This is a genomic window from Aeromonas sp. 2MA4 (assembly GCF_029237305.1).
Lineage (GTDB): Bacteria > Pseudomonadota > Gammaproteobacteria > Enterobacterales > Aeromonadaceae > Aeromonas > Aeromonas salmonicida.
The window spans coordinates 92,480-108,353 of the sequence record NZ_JAACFY010000008.1 but is presented as its reverse complement, the minus strand read 5'-3'; the positions used below and the strand labels follow the sequence as shown (position 1 = coordinate 108,353).

Here is a 15,874-nt window from a genome sequence, read left to right as displayed (position 1 = left end):
CGTCAGGCTGTCACTTGCTGCAAGATCAGGCGCTTGGCCAGATGAGCGGCAGGATCAGCAGGGCAGAAACTAGATAGGGCAGCAGCACCATGAGTCCCAGCCGGCGCCCGCCAATACCCAGTGCCAACACGCCTTTCACCAGCGAGTTGACCAGCCCCGCCAGCAGTATGCCCCGGGCCGCGACCTCCAGCCCCAGCTCCTTGTGGGAGAGCTGGGAGAGCGACAGGGTAATGGCGTCCACGTCCGTGATCCCCGACACCAGTGCCAGCAGATAGACACCCGAGTCACCCACCCGGCTTTGCAACAGTGTTGCCATGAAACCTATCAGCGCCAGCAGCAGGCCGAACTTGATGGCGGTGGCGAGATCCAGCGGATTGCTGGTTCTGGGCTGCACTGGCCCGTCGGTCAGCGCTTCCCGCTGGCGCCAGAACCAGAATGCAAAGCCGTAGACAATGACTGCCAGCAGCAGCAGGGGAGCGGCGAGGCGCATCGCCAGCTCCTTGTGGATCAGCAATACCAGCACCAGCAGCCGCACCCACATGGTGGCTCCCGCCAGCAGTATGCCGGTGGCCAGCAGCCGTTCCAGCCCGCCCTGCTCCTTGTTGAGGCGGGCAAACTGCAAGGTGAGAGCGGTGGAGGAGGCGAGCCCCGCCAGCATGCTGGTGAGCACCAGCCCGGCGCGGGTGCCGAGCAGACGCACCGCGAAGTGACCACAAAACGAGATGCCGGCGATCACCACCACCATCAGCCAGATCTTGAAGGGGTTGAAGGCATCGAGGGGCCCCATCTCCTCGTTGGGCAGCACCGGCAGCAGCACCAGGGAGATAAGCAGAAAGCGCAGGGTGGCGTGAAATTCGGTTTCGCTCAGAAACAGCATCCCTTGCTGGATCTTGCCCTTGAGCCCCATCAAGAGAGCGGCCAGCACGGCGCAGGCCACCGCTTCGCTCGGGCTCAGCAGCACGGACATCAGCCCCAGCAGATAAGTGAGCAGCATGGCCACCGAGCTGGTGAGGCCGAACTCCCCTTGCCAGCGCTGGGCCAGCCAGACCGAGAGGCCGCAGCCCATGACCACCGCCAGCAGACCGAGCAGCGGCAGCCAGGGGCCCAGGGTCGGCAACAGCAGGGCGCAGACGCCGCCGAGCAAGCCGATGAGGCCATAGGTTCGCATCCCGGCGATGCGCTGGTTGTCCCCCAGCTGGCGCACCTGCCAGCCACGCTCCAGTCCTATGATGAGGCCGATGGCCAGCGACACCAGGGCGCCATTGACGGGGTCTGCATTGATCCACATAACGACTTCCTTTTCGCTGTGTGATTACCTTGAACCCATGATGGCACAGGCTGTACCGGGGCAGAGAGGCATGGCTCACAGAGTGTGCGAGTGGCACCGTGCTGCGGATTGATATGAGCAAAAGAGATAAGCAAAGCGTTATTTCTTGGTTCTCGGCATAACAAGCCCGCGGCATGCTGCATTCAACCCAAGGATATGGAGTATCACCATGAAACTACGAATGACAGCCCTCACCCTGCTCTCCCTGCTGGCCTTCGGTCAGGCCAATGCCGCCGAGATACGTCTGCTCAACGTCTCCTACGATCCGACCCGCGAGCTGTTTCAGGAGTACAACGCCGCCTTTGCCAAAGAGTGGAAAGCGAAGACGGGTGACGATGTGGTGGTGAGCCAGTCTCACGGTGGTTCCGGCAAGCAGGCGCGGGCCGTGGTGGATGGGCTGGAGGCGGATCTGGTGTCGCTGGCGCTGGCCTATGACGTCGATGCCATCGCCAAGGAGGGGCTTATCGCCGCCGACTGGCAGAGTCGCCTTGCCAACAACGCGTCCCCCTACACCTCCACCATCGTCTTCCTGGTGCGCAAGGACAATCCCAAGCAGATCAAGGATTGGGGCGATCTGGTGCGCAAGGATGTGGCCATCGTCACCCCCAACCCCAAGACCTCCGGCGGGGCGCGCTGGAACTACCTGGCGGCCTGGGGCTATGCCCTGAAGAAAAGCGGCAGTGAGGAGGGGGCCAAACAGTTCGTCGGCGATCTGTTCAAGAACGTCAAGGTGCTGGATTCAGGGGCCCGTGGTGCCACCACCAGCTTTATCGAGCGTGGTCTCGGCGATGTCTTGCTGGCGTGGGAAAACGAAGCCCTGCTGGTGCTGGGTCAGGCGGGCAACAGCGACAAGTTTGAACTAGTGGTGCCGTCCGTCTCCATCCTGGCGGAGCCTCCGGTGGCCGTGGTCGACAAGGTGGCCAGGAAGCATGGCACCGAGGCTGTCGCCAAGGGGTACCTTGAGTATCTCTACTCGGACGAGGGGCAGCGCATCATCGCCAAGTATCACTACCGCCCCAGCAATCCTGCAATCCAGAAGGAGACGGCAGCCCAGTTCCCGCAACTGACCCTGTTTACCGTCAAGGATCTGGAAGGGGACTGGGACAAGGCCCAGCAGAAGCACTTCGCCCAAGGCGGGCTGTTTGACCAGATTTACCAGCCGGGCGGCTAAGGCCCCCTGCTTCCTTGTGGCATGTTCACCCCGCACTGGCCCCTGTGCCAGCTGATAGGAGCACCAAGATGAACAAGATCCTCCTGGTTCCCGGTCTGCACAACAGTGGGCCGGATCATTGGCAGAGCCGCTGGCATCAATATTTCCCCCACTGGCAGCGCATGGTTGGCCTGCCGTGGGACAAGCCGGACCTGACGGTCTGGAGCGCCAAGCTGGCGAGCAAGCTGCGCAGCCGGCGCGGCCGGGCCCATCTGGTGGCCCACTCCTTTGGCGCCCTGGCGGCCATCACGGCGGCGCGTCAGCAGCCCGACAAGGTGGCCTCGCTGTTTATCGTGGCGCCAGCCGATCCTGCCCATTTCGGCATAGTGGATGAGGCGCTGGCCGGTTCGCCCAAGGTATCGGCCCAGCTGATCGCCAGTCGTAACGATCCCTGGCTCAGTTTCGAGCGAGCCGAATACTGGAGTCGCCAGTGGCAGGTGCCGCTGTTCGATGCCGGTGAGGTGGGCCATATCAATGCCCAGTCCGGTCATGGGGAGTGGAGCCTGGGGCTCAACCTGCTCGGCACCCTCTATCGCCGGGCCGAGATGGTGGTCGAGCCTGCGCCTGCTGCGTGGGAGCGACGCGCGGCCCTCAGTTTTCGGTGAAAGGGTTGCCAATACCCGTTCAATTTGCAGAGAAGGAGAGAGAGCACCCGACATGACAACAGCCTGATTTTGATTGCTTGGTACATTGCACGACGCTCCATTTTTTTAGGTCTTTTATTTATATAAAAGACCTTTTTTTCATTTTATGGCGCTAAAAACCAGTGCCGCCCTGGTTAGATAAAAAAGTGCTTAGCAAAGGCGTTATTGGTGTTTGTTGTCTCAAACAGGCGTGCGCAGAATCGCTGTATCGAATGTTTTTCATAACAAACGGAAGCGTTATGCGATTTGGTTCTTATTCCGTCTTGCCAGGCTTTGGTCCGACCCTCGGCTTCAGCCTGCTCTATCTCGGTATCCTGGTACTGCTGCCGCTCTCGGCGCTGGTGTTGTTCGCGGTGAACAATCTTACTGCGGGGGAATTCTGGCAGGTGATCGGCTCACCCCGGGTGCTCGCCTCCTTTCGCCTGAGTTTCGGTGCCGCTTTCATCGCGGCGCTGCTGAACAGCCTGTTCGGCCTGATCCTCGCCTGGGTGCTGGTGCGTTACACCTTCCCCGGTCGCCGGCTGGTGGATGCGCTGATCGATCTGCCGTTCGCCATGCCCACCGCCGTCTCCGGTATTGCCCTGTGCGCCATCTTCGCCCCCAACGGCTGGATCGGGCAGTGGGTCGCCCCACTGGGCATAGAGCTTGCCTACAACCCCATCGGCGTGGTGATTGCCCTCACCTTTATCGGGTTGCCTTTCGTGGTACGCACCCTGCAGCCAGTGCTGCGGGAGGCAGAGACGGAACAGGAAGAGGCCGCCGCCAGCCTGGGGGCCGACCGCTGGCAAACCTTTTTGCGGGTGCTGTGGCCGACCTTGATCCCGGCACTGCTCACAGGTTTTGCCCTGGCGTTTGCCCGTGGCGTGGGGGAGTACGGCTCCGTCATCTTTATCGCCGGCAACCTGCCCATGGTTTCCGAGATTGCCCCCCTGATGATCATGAGTCATCTGGAGGAGTACGACTATGCAGGCGCTTCTGCCATCGCCGTGGTCATGCTGCTGGTCTCATTTATTTTGTTATTGCTCATTAACAAGTTGCAGGCCTGGAGCTGGGCACGCATAGGAGGGACTCGCGTATGAGCGCATCCAACTCGACACTGGATCTGGTCCAGGGTGTGGCGCCAGCCCCGCTGGCCCGCCACCCTTCCGTCACGCGTGAGCCCGTCTGGGTCAAATGGCTGCTCATTGCCCTTGGACTGGGCTGGTTTGCCGCTCTGCTGCTGTTGCCGCTGGCCACCGTCTTCATTCAGGCGCTGAGCCCGGGTCTTACCTTCTTCTGGCACGCCATCAGCGAGCCGGATGCCCTGAGCGCCCTGGGCTTGACCGCCCTGGTCACGCTTTGCGCCGTGCCCCTCAACCTGCTGTTCGGGCTGGCGGCGGCCTGGGCCATAGCCCGTTTCCGCTTCCCCGGTCGGCAGCTGCTCATCACCCTCATCGACCTGCCGTTCTCTGTCTCGCCGGTGATCGCCGGGCTCATGCTGGTGCTGCTGTTCGGCAGTCGCGGCTGGTTTGGCGACTGGCTGAGCGAGCACGACATCAAGGTCATCTTCGCCACCCCGGGCATCATTCTGGCCACCACCTTTATTACCGTGCCCTTCGTGGTGCGCGAGCTGCTGCCCCAGATGGAGGCCCGTGGCCCGGAAGAGGAGGAGGCGGCCATCATGCTGGGGGCGAGCGGCCTGCAGATGTTCTGGCGTGTCACCCTGCCCGGCATCCGCTGGAGCCTGATGTATGGCCTGCTGCTCTGTACCGCCCGGGCTGTGGGGGAATTTGGGGCCGTGTCGGTGGTCTCCGGCCATATTCGCGGCCAGACCAATACACTGCCGCTGCATATCGAGATCCTCTACAACGAGTACCAGACCGGCGCCGCCTTCGCGGTGGCAAGCCTGCTGGCCCTGTTCGGGATCTTCACCCTGCTGGGCGAAACCCTGCTGGCCCGGCTACGTGTGCAGCCTGACAAGCCCCACTGATATTGCGAGAGAGGCACGGCTGCGCGAGCTGCCGGGCCCCATACCCCATTGATCTCGATATAACGATTATTGAAAAGAGGCATCTATGAGCATTCAGGTTCAAGGGCTCAACAAGCATTTCAACCAGTACGCGGCGCTGGCCGACATCAACCTCGACTTTCACGATGGCGAGCTGGTGGCGCTGCTGGGCCCCTCCGGCTGTGGCAAAACCACCTTGCTGCGCATCATAGCCGGGCTGGAGCAGGCCGACGCTGGCCACGTCATCATCCGCGGTGAGCATGCAACCGACCTTGATGTGCGTGAGCGCAACGTGGGTTTCGTGTTCCAGCACTACGCCCTGTTTCGCCACATGACGGTGTTCGAGAACGTGGCATTCGGCCTGCGGGTCAAGCCGCGCCGCGAGCGACCGGCCGAGGCGGCGATCCGCGCCCGGGTCAAGGAGCTGCTGGATCTGGTGCAGCTCAGCCATGTGGCCGATCGCTACCCAACCCAGCTCTCCGGCGGTCAGCGCCAGCGGGTGGCCCTGGCCCGCGCCCTGGCGGTGCAGCCCAAGGTGCTGCTGCTGGACGAGCCCTTCGGCGCCCTCGACGCCCAGGTGCGCAAGGAGCTGCGCCGCTGGCTGCGCGAGCTGCACGACGAGCTGCACGTCACCAGCCTGTTCGTCACCCACGATCAGGAGGAGGCGCTGGAGGTGGCGGATCGGGTGGTGCTGATGAACGCCGGCAAGGTCGAGCAGATCGGCACCCCAGCCGAGGTCTACGACCAGCCCGCCAGCGCCTTCGTGCATAGCTTCCTCGGCAGCGTGAACCTGTTTCGCGGTCGGGTGGCCGGGCAGGGGCTCGGTATCGGCGAGCAGCTGTTGGGCGGGCCCATCAGCTCCCAACTGGCGGAGGGCAGCGCTGCGATCGCCTATGTGCGTCCCCACGAGCTGGAGATAGTGCCTGCGGATGCAAGCGGGGGGATCCGCGCCACCATCACCCGACTGCTGCCCATGGGGCCGCGCATCCGGGTGGAACTGCGTGGCAATGGGGATACAAACGGTGCACACTTCGAAGCCGAGTTGAGCAAGGAGGCGGCCCGCGCCTTCAGTCCGGGCCAGGGGGTGCGGCTGGTGGCCAAACAGGCCCAGCTCTACCCGGACTACCAGATTTGATGGCCAGGGTTTGCATCCAGGCGAGAGCGACTCGCCGCCACCCTTGCCAACCGACAGGATCAGGGCGTGACCCTCTTATCGCGATAACAGTATCAGGCTTGCAGTCCGGCACAGGGTCGGGCTGGCAATAACAAAAACGGCGGCGGGACCAACCCGACCGGCCGGTCAGCGCAGGAGGCGATGACGTGAATTTTCAGCAGTTGCGAATCATTCGAGAGGCAGCACGGCGGGATTACAACCTGACCGAGGTGGCCAATGCCCTGTTTACCTCCCAGTCCGGGGTCAGCCGCCATATCCGCGAGCTGGAAGAGGAGCTGGGGATCGAGTTGTTCATCCGCTACGGCAAGCGGCTGCTCGGCATGACAGAGCCGGGCAAGGAGTTGCTGGTGATCGCCGAGCGCATCCTCAATGACGCCAACAATATCCGCAAACTGGCCAGCACCTTTGCCAACCGCGAGTCCGGCAGGCTGCTGGTGGCAACCACTCACACCCAGGCCCGTTACGCCCTGCCGCGGGTGGTGAAGGCGTTTCGCGAACAGTTTCCGCTGGTGCAACTGGAGCTGCGTCAGGGCAGCCCTGAGGAGATAGTGCGGCTGGTGCAGACCGGCGAGGTGGATATCGGCATCAGCAGCGAGCGGCTCGACAAGAGCGAAGGGGTGGTGGCGTTTCCCTACTACCGCTGGCATCACAACATAGTGGTGCCCGAGCAGCACCCCCTCACTGCCGAGCGGGAGCTGACCCTGGCGGCGCTGGCACACTGGCCCATCATCACCTATCAGGCCGGGTTGACCGGACGGGCGCGGGTGGATGAGGCGTTTGCCGAGGCCGGTATCGCCCCGCAGATCCTGCTGACCGCGCAGGACTCCGACGTCATCAAGACCTATGTCGAGCTGGAGATGGGGGTGGGCATACTGGCGGACATGGCGTTCGACACCCAGCGCGACAAGGGACTGGTGCAGCTGGACGGCAGCCGGCTGTTTGCGCCCCACACCGCCTGGATCGGCCTCAAGCAGGGGCAGTTCCAGCACAACTTCGCTTGGCAGTTCATCCAGCTCTGCAACCCTGAGCTGGCGCTGGCGGACATTCAGGCCCGCGCCATGGGCGGCGAGCCCGCCATCGACTTCCAGATCTGAGCTGTCACACCAGAGAACACCAGAGAAAACGGGGAGCCAGTGGCTCCCCGTTTTGTTGATGGCATCATGCTGCGCCTGCGGATCAGTTGACCAGGATCCAGGCATCCTGCCAGTTGGTGCCAATACCCGGCTCATACTGGGTGGCGCTGGCCGACCACTGGCTGCACCAGCCTCGGTAGGGGAAGGGCTTGCACTGATAGACCTTGCCGTTCTTGGGCTGCAACACCTTGGTGCCGTCCGTGTAGGAGGTGAGTCCCTGCGGGAAGGTGAACTGGTAGTCACCGCCACCTGCCGAGTCCTTGAGCATCAGGTCCAGGGTTTGTTGCAGGGCTTCGCCACCCGCCTTCGGCTTGGCCTCGATCACCAGTTGGTGGTGACCTGCGCTGAGCCCGGTGAGCGGCATGGTGAAGCTCTGGCTGCTGTCCTTGATGTCGGCGGCAGACTGCCCCCTGGCCACACCACCATGGTCATACAAGGTATTGGTGACAGTCAGATCCCCCTGGGCAGTGATGGTGAAGTCGAGGGTCACCTTGCCGTCGTCGAGCAGGTATTCACTCTCCAGACCGCTCACGCTGATGTCGTTGCCCACCGGCGGTTGCAGCTGTTCGAGCTGGATCTCGACCCGTTCCAGTGCGCTGCCTGCCTTGAGGTAGACAGGGTTCTGGCCGTAGACGGGGTTGAACTGATTGTCGGCGTTCTGCTGACCGGCGCGGATCTGGCTCTGCTCCGCATTGATCTTGCTGGCCAGGGCATGGGCCCAGTTGTTTTTCTGGCCCTGTTCCGTGGTGGTGATGGTCAACTCGGTCTGCAGATCGGGGCGCACGCCATTGGCGTCGAACACCAGAGCTCTGGCCTTGTCACCGGCCGCCAGATCGGTGGAGGGATAAATGGTGCCCCCCTGGCTCCAGCTCAAGGGGGGCTGGGTGCCGCCCTTGAAGTTGGCATCGATCAGGTTGTAGAAGCTGTTGCTGGTGTCCCCCACTTCCCACACCCCCAGGATCAGCTGATAACCGGTGCGCTCCGGCAGGTTGCAGTTGTGAGTGACCTGCTTGGGCGGCTGTACCATGTTGCCATCCACCACGCAGAAAGGGGTTAGATCGAAGGCGGCACGGGTCAGCGGCTGGTTCGGGTTCCAGTCCTGTTTGGTGAGGTAGTAACGCCAGTTGCGGGTGACATGGTTGGCGGTGAAGGTCCAGCTGATGGCGAATGGCCCTGCCTGTACTTCACGTCGGGTCCAGCGATCGCTGGTCTGGGCGTTGAGTTCACTCCAGTTCGGGCTGCCCGCCGAGGCAATCTGACCATCCTGAGGGCCGGATTGCGGGAAGCCGGAGGGGCCCTCCACGCTCTGGGGCTCCCACTGCACTGCGCCACACTGGCTATTGCCACCGGTCTTGCACAGATAGTTGCGCGATTCCGGCTGACTGATGTAGCCGTGGGCGAGAACGCTACCACTGGCCAGCAGCGCCAGCGCTGCCGCGACGCGATTGAGTTGGATTTTTGCTGCCATACATTCCTCTGTTCGATAGATGTGGGCAGTCAAGTTGGCAGGGGAGTTCCCCGATACACACTTGCGTGTGGCAACCCCGCTATCCTGGACGACATGTCTTTAGACCGGAGGCTTTGCGTCCTGGCCTTTCAACCAGTTTGCCAAATGACTACATAAAGGGTCATGGTGTCGCGTATTGCGACACCATCATCATGGCCAATTTTGATTAGTTAATTAAGTGTAAATGTTTACAGCTTGACTCATCGGAGTAGAGCTAAAAATTAACGTTATGTTTTTAATGGATTATTTAATCGTCTCATCACGCCGAATGTCGGTCATCATGTCGATAAGATGCAAAAATTCGACATTTTTCATCCATGAAAAAATCCTCTGCCAGCCGGGCTGACAGAGGATGGAGTGCGACAAGGCGAGACGATTCAGTGGCGCGCGCGGGGGCGTTCGGCCTGATGTGATTGCTGATGCAGCGGGGCCAGCCACTGTGCCAGGGTCTGATCGATGGCAGTGCCGAGTTTGAACACCGCCAGTCGCTCATCCAGACTGCGGGAGAGGTCTGCCAGCAGCTCGCTCTCTTTCGCCAGATAGGTGGCGGATTGTGACATCTCCTGGGCCGAATCATTGATGCCACTGACGTTGCGGTTCATATCCTCGGCCACCACGCTCTGCTGTTCCGCCGCTGTGGCTATCTGGATCGCCATGTCGCTCACATGCTGGATGTGGTTGACGATGAGGGAGAGATCCTGCCCTGCCTTTTCGGACTGGCTGACGCTGCTCTCCGCCAGCTTGCGGCTGGCATCCATGGCACTGGCGGCGGTCACTGCCCGCTGCTGCAATTGGGCTATGGTGCTCTGTATCTCTTCGGTGGACTGGCGGGTGCGGCTCGCCAGCTGGCGTACCTCGTCGGCGACCACGGCAAAGCCGCGCCCCTGCTCACCCGCCCTGGCTGCTTCGATGGCGGCGTTGAGGGCCAGCAGGTTGGTCTGTTCGGAGATGGCGCTGATGACGGCGGTCACCTCGCTTATCTGCATTACCCCCTCCTTGAGCTGATTGACCTGCTGGGTGGCCTGTTCCACCTCTGTGGCCAGTGCCTGTATGCCATTGACACTGGCATGCACATCACGGTTGCCCAGCCCGGCCTCGCTGGTGGCTTCCTGGGTATCCCGGGCGGTATTTTCGGCGTGACCCGCCACATCGGCAATGGTGGCGCTCATCTCGTTCATGGCGGTGGCGAGCTGGGAGAGCTGGTCCCGCTGGCTGTTGACCGCCTGATTGGTCTCCTCCGCCGAGGAGGCGATCCGCAGGGCGGCATCTGCCACATTGCGGGCCCCCTGGCTGGCTTCAAGCAAGGCGTGGCGAATGGCATCGAGCCCCTGGTTGGTACAGGCGGCGACGACCCCCATTTCATCCTTGCCGTGTACCGGTATGCTGATCACCAGATCCCCGGCCGCCACCTGCTGCATGGCTCGCTTGATCTCGGCCAGGGGAGTGACGATGGAGCGGCTGATGGCAAACCCCAGCAGCCCCATCAGCAGGATCACCAGCAGGGTGGCGCCCCCCATCAGCTGGTACTGGGACCAGATGGTGGCTTCAATGTCCTGCAGCAGTACGCCAGAGCCCAGGATCCAGCCCCAGGGCTGATAGCCGGCGACCAGCGACATCTTCTGGGCGGCATCACCGGAGGGTCCTATCCACTGGTATTCCAGCCGCCCCTGCTGGCCACCCTTGCCGAGTTCCACCATGCGTTGCCAGTGATCCCCGGCCGTCTCGGTGCCGCTCTGGCCCATCTGCTGGCCAACCAGCTCCGGTTTGACGGGGTGTACCACAACGTGGCGAGTTTCATCGAGTACGAACAGATAGTTGTCGCCATCGAAGCGCATGCTGTTGAGCATGGCCTTTGCTTCTGCCTGAGCCTGTGCGGCGGGCAAGGTGGTGGCGAGTGACTGGATGCGGCTCATGGCGAGATCCAGCACGGCCTGCAGCCGGGCCTCCCGCTCACTCATCAGATTGCGATGCAAGGCACTGGCCGAAATAAGCAGCAGTGCGATGAAACCGACTAGCGCCAGTGAGAGCAGCAACATCAATTTGCGGCTCACTGCGATATCACCAAGCTTGAACATAAGGTCTCCCTGATTTCCCTGTGGGTCTTGCTGTGGCCAGACATGACGATGGCCCTGATTATTTCGTTATTAACATTTAATTAACTTTCAATAACTTGTGGTGACTGAATGCTAATTGAGTGTTTTGACAACCAGTATAGCCAGCAGACAGAAACCGTCGCTTTTGGTAGCGTGGTTGTGCGCATCCCGGCGCATCATTTGCCAAAAAATGTGAATGGCTTGGCATTTCACCAAAAGGAGCGGGCACCCGTGCGGGTCTGCCCCATACAAGAGGGAATTTATGCATTCCATTGCCAGGAATTATTTGAATCAGCTCAATGCCGATTACCTGCAGGTACACAGGCGCAAGGAGGACCTGTTCTGGTCCACCTACATGGGCACCAGTGATGATCAGGCAGGTTTCACCGCCGCCGAGCAGGCCTACAAGGCGTTTTGCGCCAACCCGGCCCGACTGCCGGAGCTCAGAGAGATGCTGGCCCAGGCCGAAGAGGCGGATCTCAAGCGTGGTCTGGGGGGCTGGATTGCCTTCTTCGAGTGCAACGTCATCGAGGATCCGGCTGCCGCCGCCCTGATGGACGAGCTGGTGGCGGCCGAGGCGGCGCTGTTTGCCCGTCGCCGGGAGCTGAAACTCAGCTTGCTGGATGAGCAGGGTCAGCAGGTCGCCGGCAGTCTGCCCGCCGCCAGCACCTCCCTTGCCGCCAGCCCGAACGAGGCGGTGCGCCAGAGCGCGCTGGCCATGTTCCATACCCTGGAGCAGTGGGTGGTCGACAACGGTTTTCTCGAGGTAGTGGCGATCCGCAACCGCTTCGCCCGTGCCATGGGGTATCGCGACTATTTCGATTACAAGGTGCGCAAGAACGAGCAGATGAGCCCGGAACAGCTGTTTGCCGTGCTGGATGATTTTATCGCCCGCACCGAGCAGCGGGTGCAACAGAGTCTGGCAGAGCTGAAAAGCGCCAAGGGAGAGGCGGCGCTGCAGCCCCACAACCTGCGCTATTTCGTCAGCGGCGACGTGACCCGCCAGCTCGACCCCTATGTGCCTTTCTCGCGGGCGCTGAAGGACTGGGTCGAGAGCTTCCGCCGGCTCGGCATCCAGTATCGGGATGCGACTCTGACCCTGGATCTGCTGACCCGGGAGGGGAAATACGAGAACGGCTTCTGCCACGGCCCTGTGCCCAGCTTCTGGCAGGAGGACAAGTGGGTTCCCGCCGTGGTCAACTTCACCAGTCTGGCCAACCCGGCTCAGGTGGGCAGCGGCTGGAGTGGCCTCAATACCCTGTTCCACGAGGGGGGCCACGCCGCTCACTTTGCCAATGTGACTGGCAACGCCCCCTGCTTTTCACAGGAGTTTCCACCCACCTCCATGGCCTATGCCGAGACCCAGTCCATGTTCTGCGACAGCCTGCTGGACGATGCGGACTGGCTCAAGCGCTATGCCAGGAACGCGGCGGGAGAGGTGATCCCAGATTCGCTCATCAAGGCCATGATAGCGGCGCGTCAGCCGTTTCGTGCCTTCAACGAGCGCCAGATAGCGCTGGTTTCCTACTTCGAGCGGGATCTTTACGCCATGGAGGAGAGCGAGCGCACTCCGGACGCCGTGCTGGCGTTGGCCCGTCAGTGGGAGCGCAAGATACTGGGGACAGAGAGCCCGAGGCCGCTGCTGGCCATTCCGCATCTGCTGAATCAGGAGTCGGCTTGTGCCTATCACGGCTATCTGCTGGCACTGATGGCGGTGGAGCAGACCCGCGCCTATTTCCTTCAGCGCGATGGATACCTCACCGACAACCCGCGCATCGGACCGGATCTGGCGGCTCACTACTGGGGGCCGGGCAACGGCATGACCCACGATGAGACGTTGCAGAGCCTGACCGGCGAGGGATTCAGCGCAGTGCCGCTGGCCGAGGTATGCAACCAGAGCGTGGCCGACGCCTGGGCGCAGGCCCAAGCCTGCATGGCGGCGGCGCAGCAAAGGCCGCCGGCCGGTGAGGGGGCGCCCCTCAATGCCCGCATCCGGGTGGTGCATGGCACTGAGCTGATTGCCGACAACAGCGAGTCGGAGGCGCGCATGCTGGCGGACTTCGAGGGCTGGATCCGGTGCCAGAGCGAAGTCGAGCCCGCCACCCTGGGCTAGATGAACCCCGCCTGCAAAAGAGCCCTGCCAATTGGCAGGGCTCTCTCTTTATATGGCGAGCGAGTCGATTACATCGTCAGCAGGGTGACCGGCTTGCCCTTGAGGGCGACGAGCAGGTGCTTGCCCGGCAGTTTCTGGCCATCGAGCATGATGGAGCTGTTGCTGAAGTTGGCGACCAGCCGGCTGCCATCCGAGAATCGGGTCTCCTGCACCCGGCCCGCCCCGTCGCGCCAGCGAAATCCCACCAGCGCCTTGTCCCACAATGCCTCGTGCAGCGTCGCGAATTGATCGCTCAGTCTGACCAGCTCGGGCAGGCGGCTCTCCAGGGTGCTGCGGCTCAGGTTGACCAGCGGTGGTGTGTTGTAAAGCAGGCCGAGCAGGGCACGCTCCTCCTTGATGCCTGGAAACTTGAGGTTGTCCAGCAGCCAGTGATGGCTGTTGAGCACTGAGTCGTGGAACACAGCTTGATAGAGGGGCAACCTGTCCGCCGGATTGAACACGGTTTTCAGGTAGCGCGGCTTGAGGCGAGTGGGCTGAAAGAAGACCTGCGGCGCCTCGTCCGGCCACCACTTGCCGAGGTAATAGGGTGACTTGGCCTGCTTGCGCATGCTGGCATCCTGCCAGCCGACCCCCCAGCTCTGGATGCCGTGGGCAAACATCAGCGGCTTGCTGGTGAGGGCATTGCCATCCTCCGAGCCCAGCACCAGTCCGAGCCGCTCTCCCACCCAGGCCATGCGGGCATTGCGGGCGGCGATCATGGCCTGGCTCCCCTGCTGGTGAGCCGGGTTGTAATCGTTGGAGGCCATGGCGGTGCCGTCCACGTCGAGGAAGAGGCTGTTGATACCGCTGGCTTTGGCCAGCTCGCTCATGCGGTTCTTGGCGAAGGGCAGGGTGCAACCGGGATTGAGGTAGGCTCCCTCGCCACCAAAGCCGGGTTTGGGTTTGCCGTTGGCCTCCATGATGGCGCAGCGCTTGCCGATCTTGGGAGGGATCTGGGCGGTGAGCCAGCTGTCGTTGCTGCCGGGGAGGATGGCGGTATCGTAGGAGTCATAGCTGCCCACCAGATAGCCCAGACGTTGGGCGGCGGTGACGGCATAACTCTGTTGCAGAGCTGCCGTCCATTGCGGGGTGCCGAGCCAGAGCTTGTGCAGTCCCGCCTGTTGCAGCGCCTCTATCACAGGCAGTGACAGGCCCTGTCCCCAGCGAGTCTGCGCAACCAGCAGATCTCCCAGCTGACCCCTGACCCACTGCTGGCGCAGGGTCAGCACCTTGCTCTGGCTGACGGGGCCCTGCTGGGCGGGCAGGGGCAACTGGCTGGCAATCAGCCGGTTGAGCCCGGCCATGATCAATGTCTGCTGCCAGGGCTCGGGGGTCGTTGCGGCCAGCGCTTCCCGCTCCTCACCGCTGAACGCTTGCAGCCAGGCCGGTTTTTGATTGAGTCTGGCCTGCAGGCCTGGCCAATCCTTCACATCCTGTCGATCCAGCAGGGCATCTCCCCACAGATAGACATGGCTGGCACCAATCAGGCGGCGGCCAGCGGGGATCCGGGCAAACTTGTCGGCGAGGGATTGCCACTCCCCCTCGGCCTGCAACCACTCCCGATAGCGACGGGCCCCCGCCAGCCAGTCATCCCCCACGCTCAGACGCACCACCATGGGAGCCTGCTGGTTGAAGCTGCTGAATTCGTGGCGGGCGCTCAGTTGCAGGCGCCCCCCCTTGCGGGTGAAGTTGAGCTGGTTGTCGTAGGGGGTTTGCAGGATCCAGCTGTAGGTCTGTTTGCCTGCATCCTGGCTCCACAGCGGCAGCTTGAGGTCGTAATGGGTGTTGAGTTCGGCCAGTTCGTCGCCGACATAGCCGATCCAGTCGCTGTCACGCACCGAGAAGCGGCTGCCCTCGCCAAAGGCCATGGAGAGGTGGGTCTGGTTTTTCGGCAGGCTGTACCAGGCCAGCTGACGGGGCGTGTCGCTGACAAGGGTCAGCAGCAGATCATCGCCGTCCAGTTTGACCTCGACCCTGGCGTCCTGGGCAGGCCAGTGCCAGCTGGCCTCTTGCTCCCCCCGGGTCAGCTTGTCGACCTGACGGGCGGGTTGACCGGCACTGACCGGCACCTTGTTGACCGAGATGGCCAGGGTATCGGGGGCGATGCGATAGCTCAGCGTCTCCCCTTGCAGTATCAGGGGGGAGGCGGCCAGAGGCGCCGCCAGCAGTGAAATCAGCAGGCAGCCCAGTACTGGCGCCTTTATCCGTAAACCCTTCATTCAAGATCCTTGGCCAAGTCGATGGCATCAGGGTACGCCCTTGCCCGTTCTGCGGTACAGCCAAATTTGCCCGCACCAGCGGCGGCAAGCCACAGGTCCTTGCACTGGATCCGTGGGCAGGCTCGGGTCGATGACGCCCTGTCAGGGGGTTATCGGATGGGGCTTGTTTGTGGTCGTGACGTAGTCTGTCGTAGTTAGCCAATACTGGATTCGGATGCGTCAGCTTCGCTGCAGGGGGCAATCAAGGGGGGAAGCTTAACCCCATTGCTTGATGGACCTCCGATGCAGGCCAATCAAAATGGAATTCTGTTAATTACCTCAATAGTAATAGTGAAAAATTGAGTCCACAGGGACAGGCAACAGACGGTGGCTTATCGAGAATGGTTCCTGTCTGACTCGATTGACTAACTCGTCCGCCGCTGCAGAAT

General features: G+C 62.2%; 11 protein-coding genes and 1 riboswitch. Of the genes, 7 read left to right on the top strand and 4 right to left on the bottom strand.

The genetic code is table 11. The annotated features are described in order from the left end of the window. Positions 1–25: 25 nt before the first annotated feature. The gene (locus tag GWQ31_RS10550) at positions 26–1,288 is read right to left on the bottom strand and encodes an MgtC/SapB family protein (RefSeq protein ID WP_087756551.1); all 1,263 of its coding nucleotides are present in this window, start codon (positions 1,286–1,288) and stop codon (positions 26–28) included. Between the two features lie 208 nt (positions 1,289–1,496). On the opposite strand from GWQ31_RS10550, the gene GWQ31_RS10545 reads away from it, so the two are divergent. From GWQ31_RS10545 to cbl, 6 genes are all read left to right on the top strand, one after another. Then, positions 1,497–2,498 (top strand): sulfate ABC transporter substrate-binding protein, encoded by a 1,002-nt coding sequence (locus tag GWQ31_RS10545; protein WP_275909317.1) that lies wholly within the window; start codon positions 1,497–1,499, stop codon positions 2,496–2,498. Positions 2,499–2,566: 68 nt separating this feature from the next. Beyond that, positions 2,567–3,142: an alpha/beta hydrolase gene (locus GWQ31_RS10540; protein WP_275909316.1), complete on the top strand. Its 576-nt coding sequence runs from the start codon at positions 2,567–2,569 to the stop codon at positions 3,140–3,142. Between the two features lie 278 nt (positions 3,143–3,420). After that, complete coding sequence (gene cysT, locus GWQ31_RS10535; RefSeq protein ID WP_219591741.1) at positions 3,421–4,260, top strand: sulfate ABC transporter permease subunit CysT; 840 nt, start codon at positions 3,421–3,423, stop codon at positions 4,258–4,260. Further along, positions 4,257–5,150, top strand: a complete 894-nt coding sequence (gene cysW / locus GWQ31_RS10530) for a sulfate ABC transporter permease subunit CysW (protein ID WP_275909315.1) — start codon at positions 4,257–4,259, stop codon at positions 5,148–5,150. The genes cysT and cysW overlap by 4 nt, the downstream gene beginning before the upstream one ends. Before the next feature lie 85 nt (positions 5,151–5,235). Continuing rightward, on the top strand, positions 5,236–6,303 hold the full coding sequence (locus GWQ31_RS10525; RefSeq protein WP_275909314.1) for a sulfate ABC transporter ATP-binding protein: 1,068 nt from the start codon (positions 5,236–5,238) through the stop codon (positions 6,301–6,303). A gap of 185 nt (positions 6,304–6,488) precedes the next feature. Continuing rightward, the gene (cbl, locus tag GWQ31_RS10520) at positions 6,489–7,436 is read left to right on the top strand and encodes an HTH-type transcriptional regulator Cbl (RefSeq protein ID WP_275909313.1); all 948 of its coding nucleotides are present in this window, start codon (positions 6,489–6,491) and stop codon (positions 7,434–7,436) included. Positions 7,437–7,518: 82 nt separating this feature from the next. Here the strand turns inward: cbl and gbpA are convergent, their stop codons facing one another. Next, positions 7,519–8,943, bottom strand: a complete 1,425-nt coding sequence (gene gbpA, locus GWQ31_RS10515) for an N-acetylglucosamine-binding protein GbpA (protein ID WP_275909312.1) — start codon at positions 8,941–8,943, stop codon at positions 7,519–7,521. Between the two features lie 66 nt (positions 8,944–9,009). Next, positions 9,010–9,095, bottom strand: a riboswitch (cyclic di-GMP riboswitch). Positions 9,096–9,359: 264 nt separating this feature from the next. Next, the gene (locus GWQ31_RS10510) at positions 9,360–11,057 is read right to left on the bottom strand and encodes a methyl-accepting chemotaxis protein (RefSeq protein WP_275909311.1); all 1,698 of its coding nucleotides are present in this window, start codon (positions 11,055–11,057) and stop codon (positions 9,360–9,362) included. 280 nt (positions 11,058–11,337) lie between these two features. Between GWQ31_RS10510 and GWQ31_RS10505 the strand changes: the two genes are divergently transcribed. Next, positions 11,338–13,188: a M3 family metallopeptidase gene (locus GWQ31_RS10505; protein WP_275909310.1), complete on the top strand. Its 1,851-nt coding sequence runs from the start codon at positions 11,338–11,340 to the stop codon at positions 13,186–13,188. Positions 13,189–13,256: 68 nt separating this feature from the next. On the opposite strand, the gene GWQ31_RS10500 is transcribed toward GWQ31_RS10505, so the two are convergent. Beyond that, on the bottom strand, positions 13,257–15,446 hold the full coding sequence (locus GWQ31_RS10500) for a glycoside hydrolase (protein ID WP_275909309.1): 2,190 nt from the start codon (positions 15,444–15,446) through the stop codon (positions 13,257–13,259). Positions 15,447–15,874: the final 428 nt, after the last annotated feature.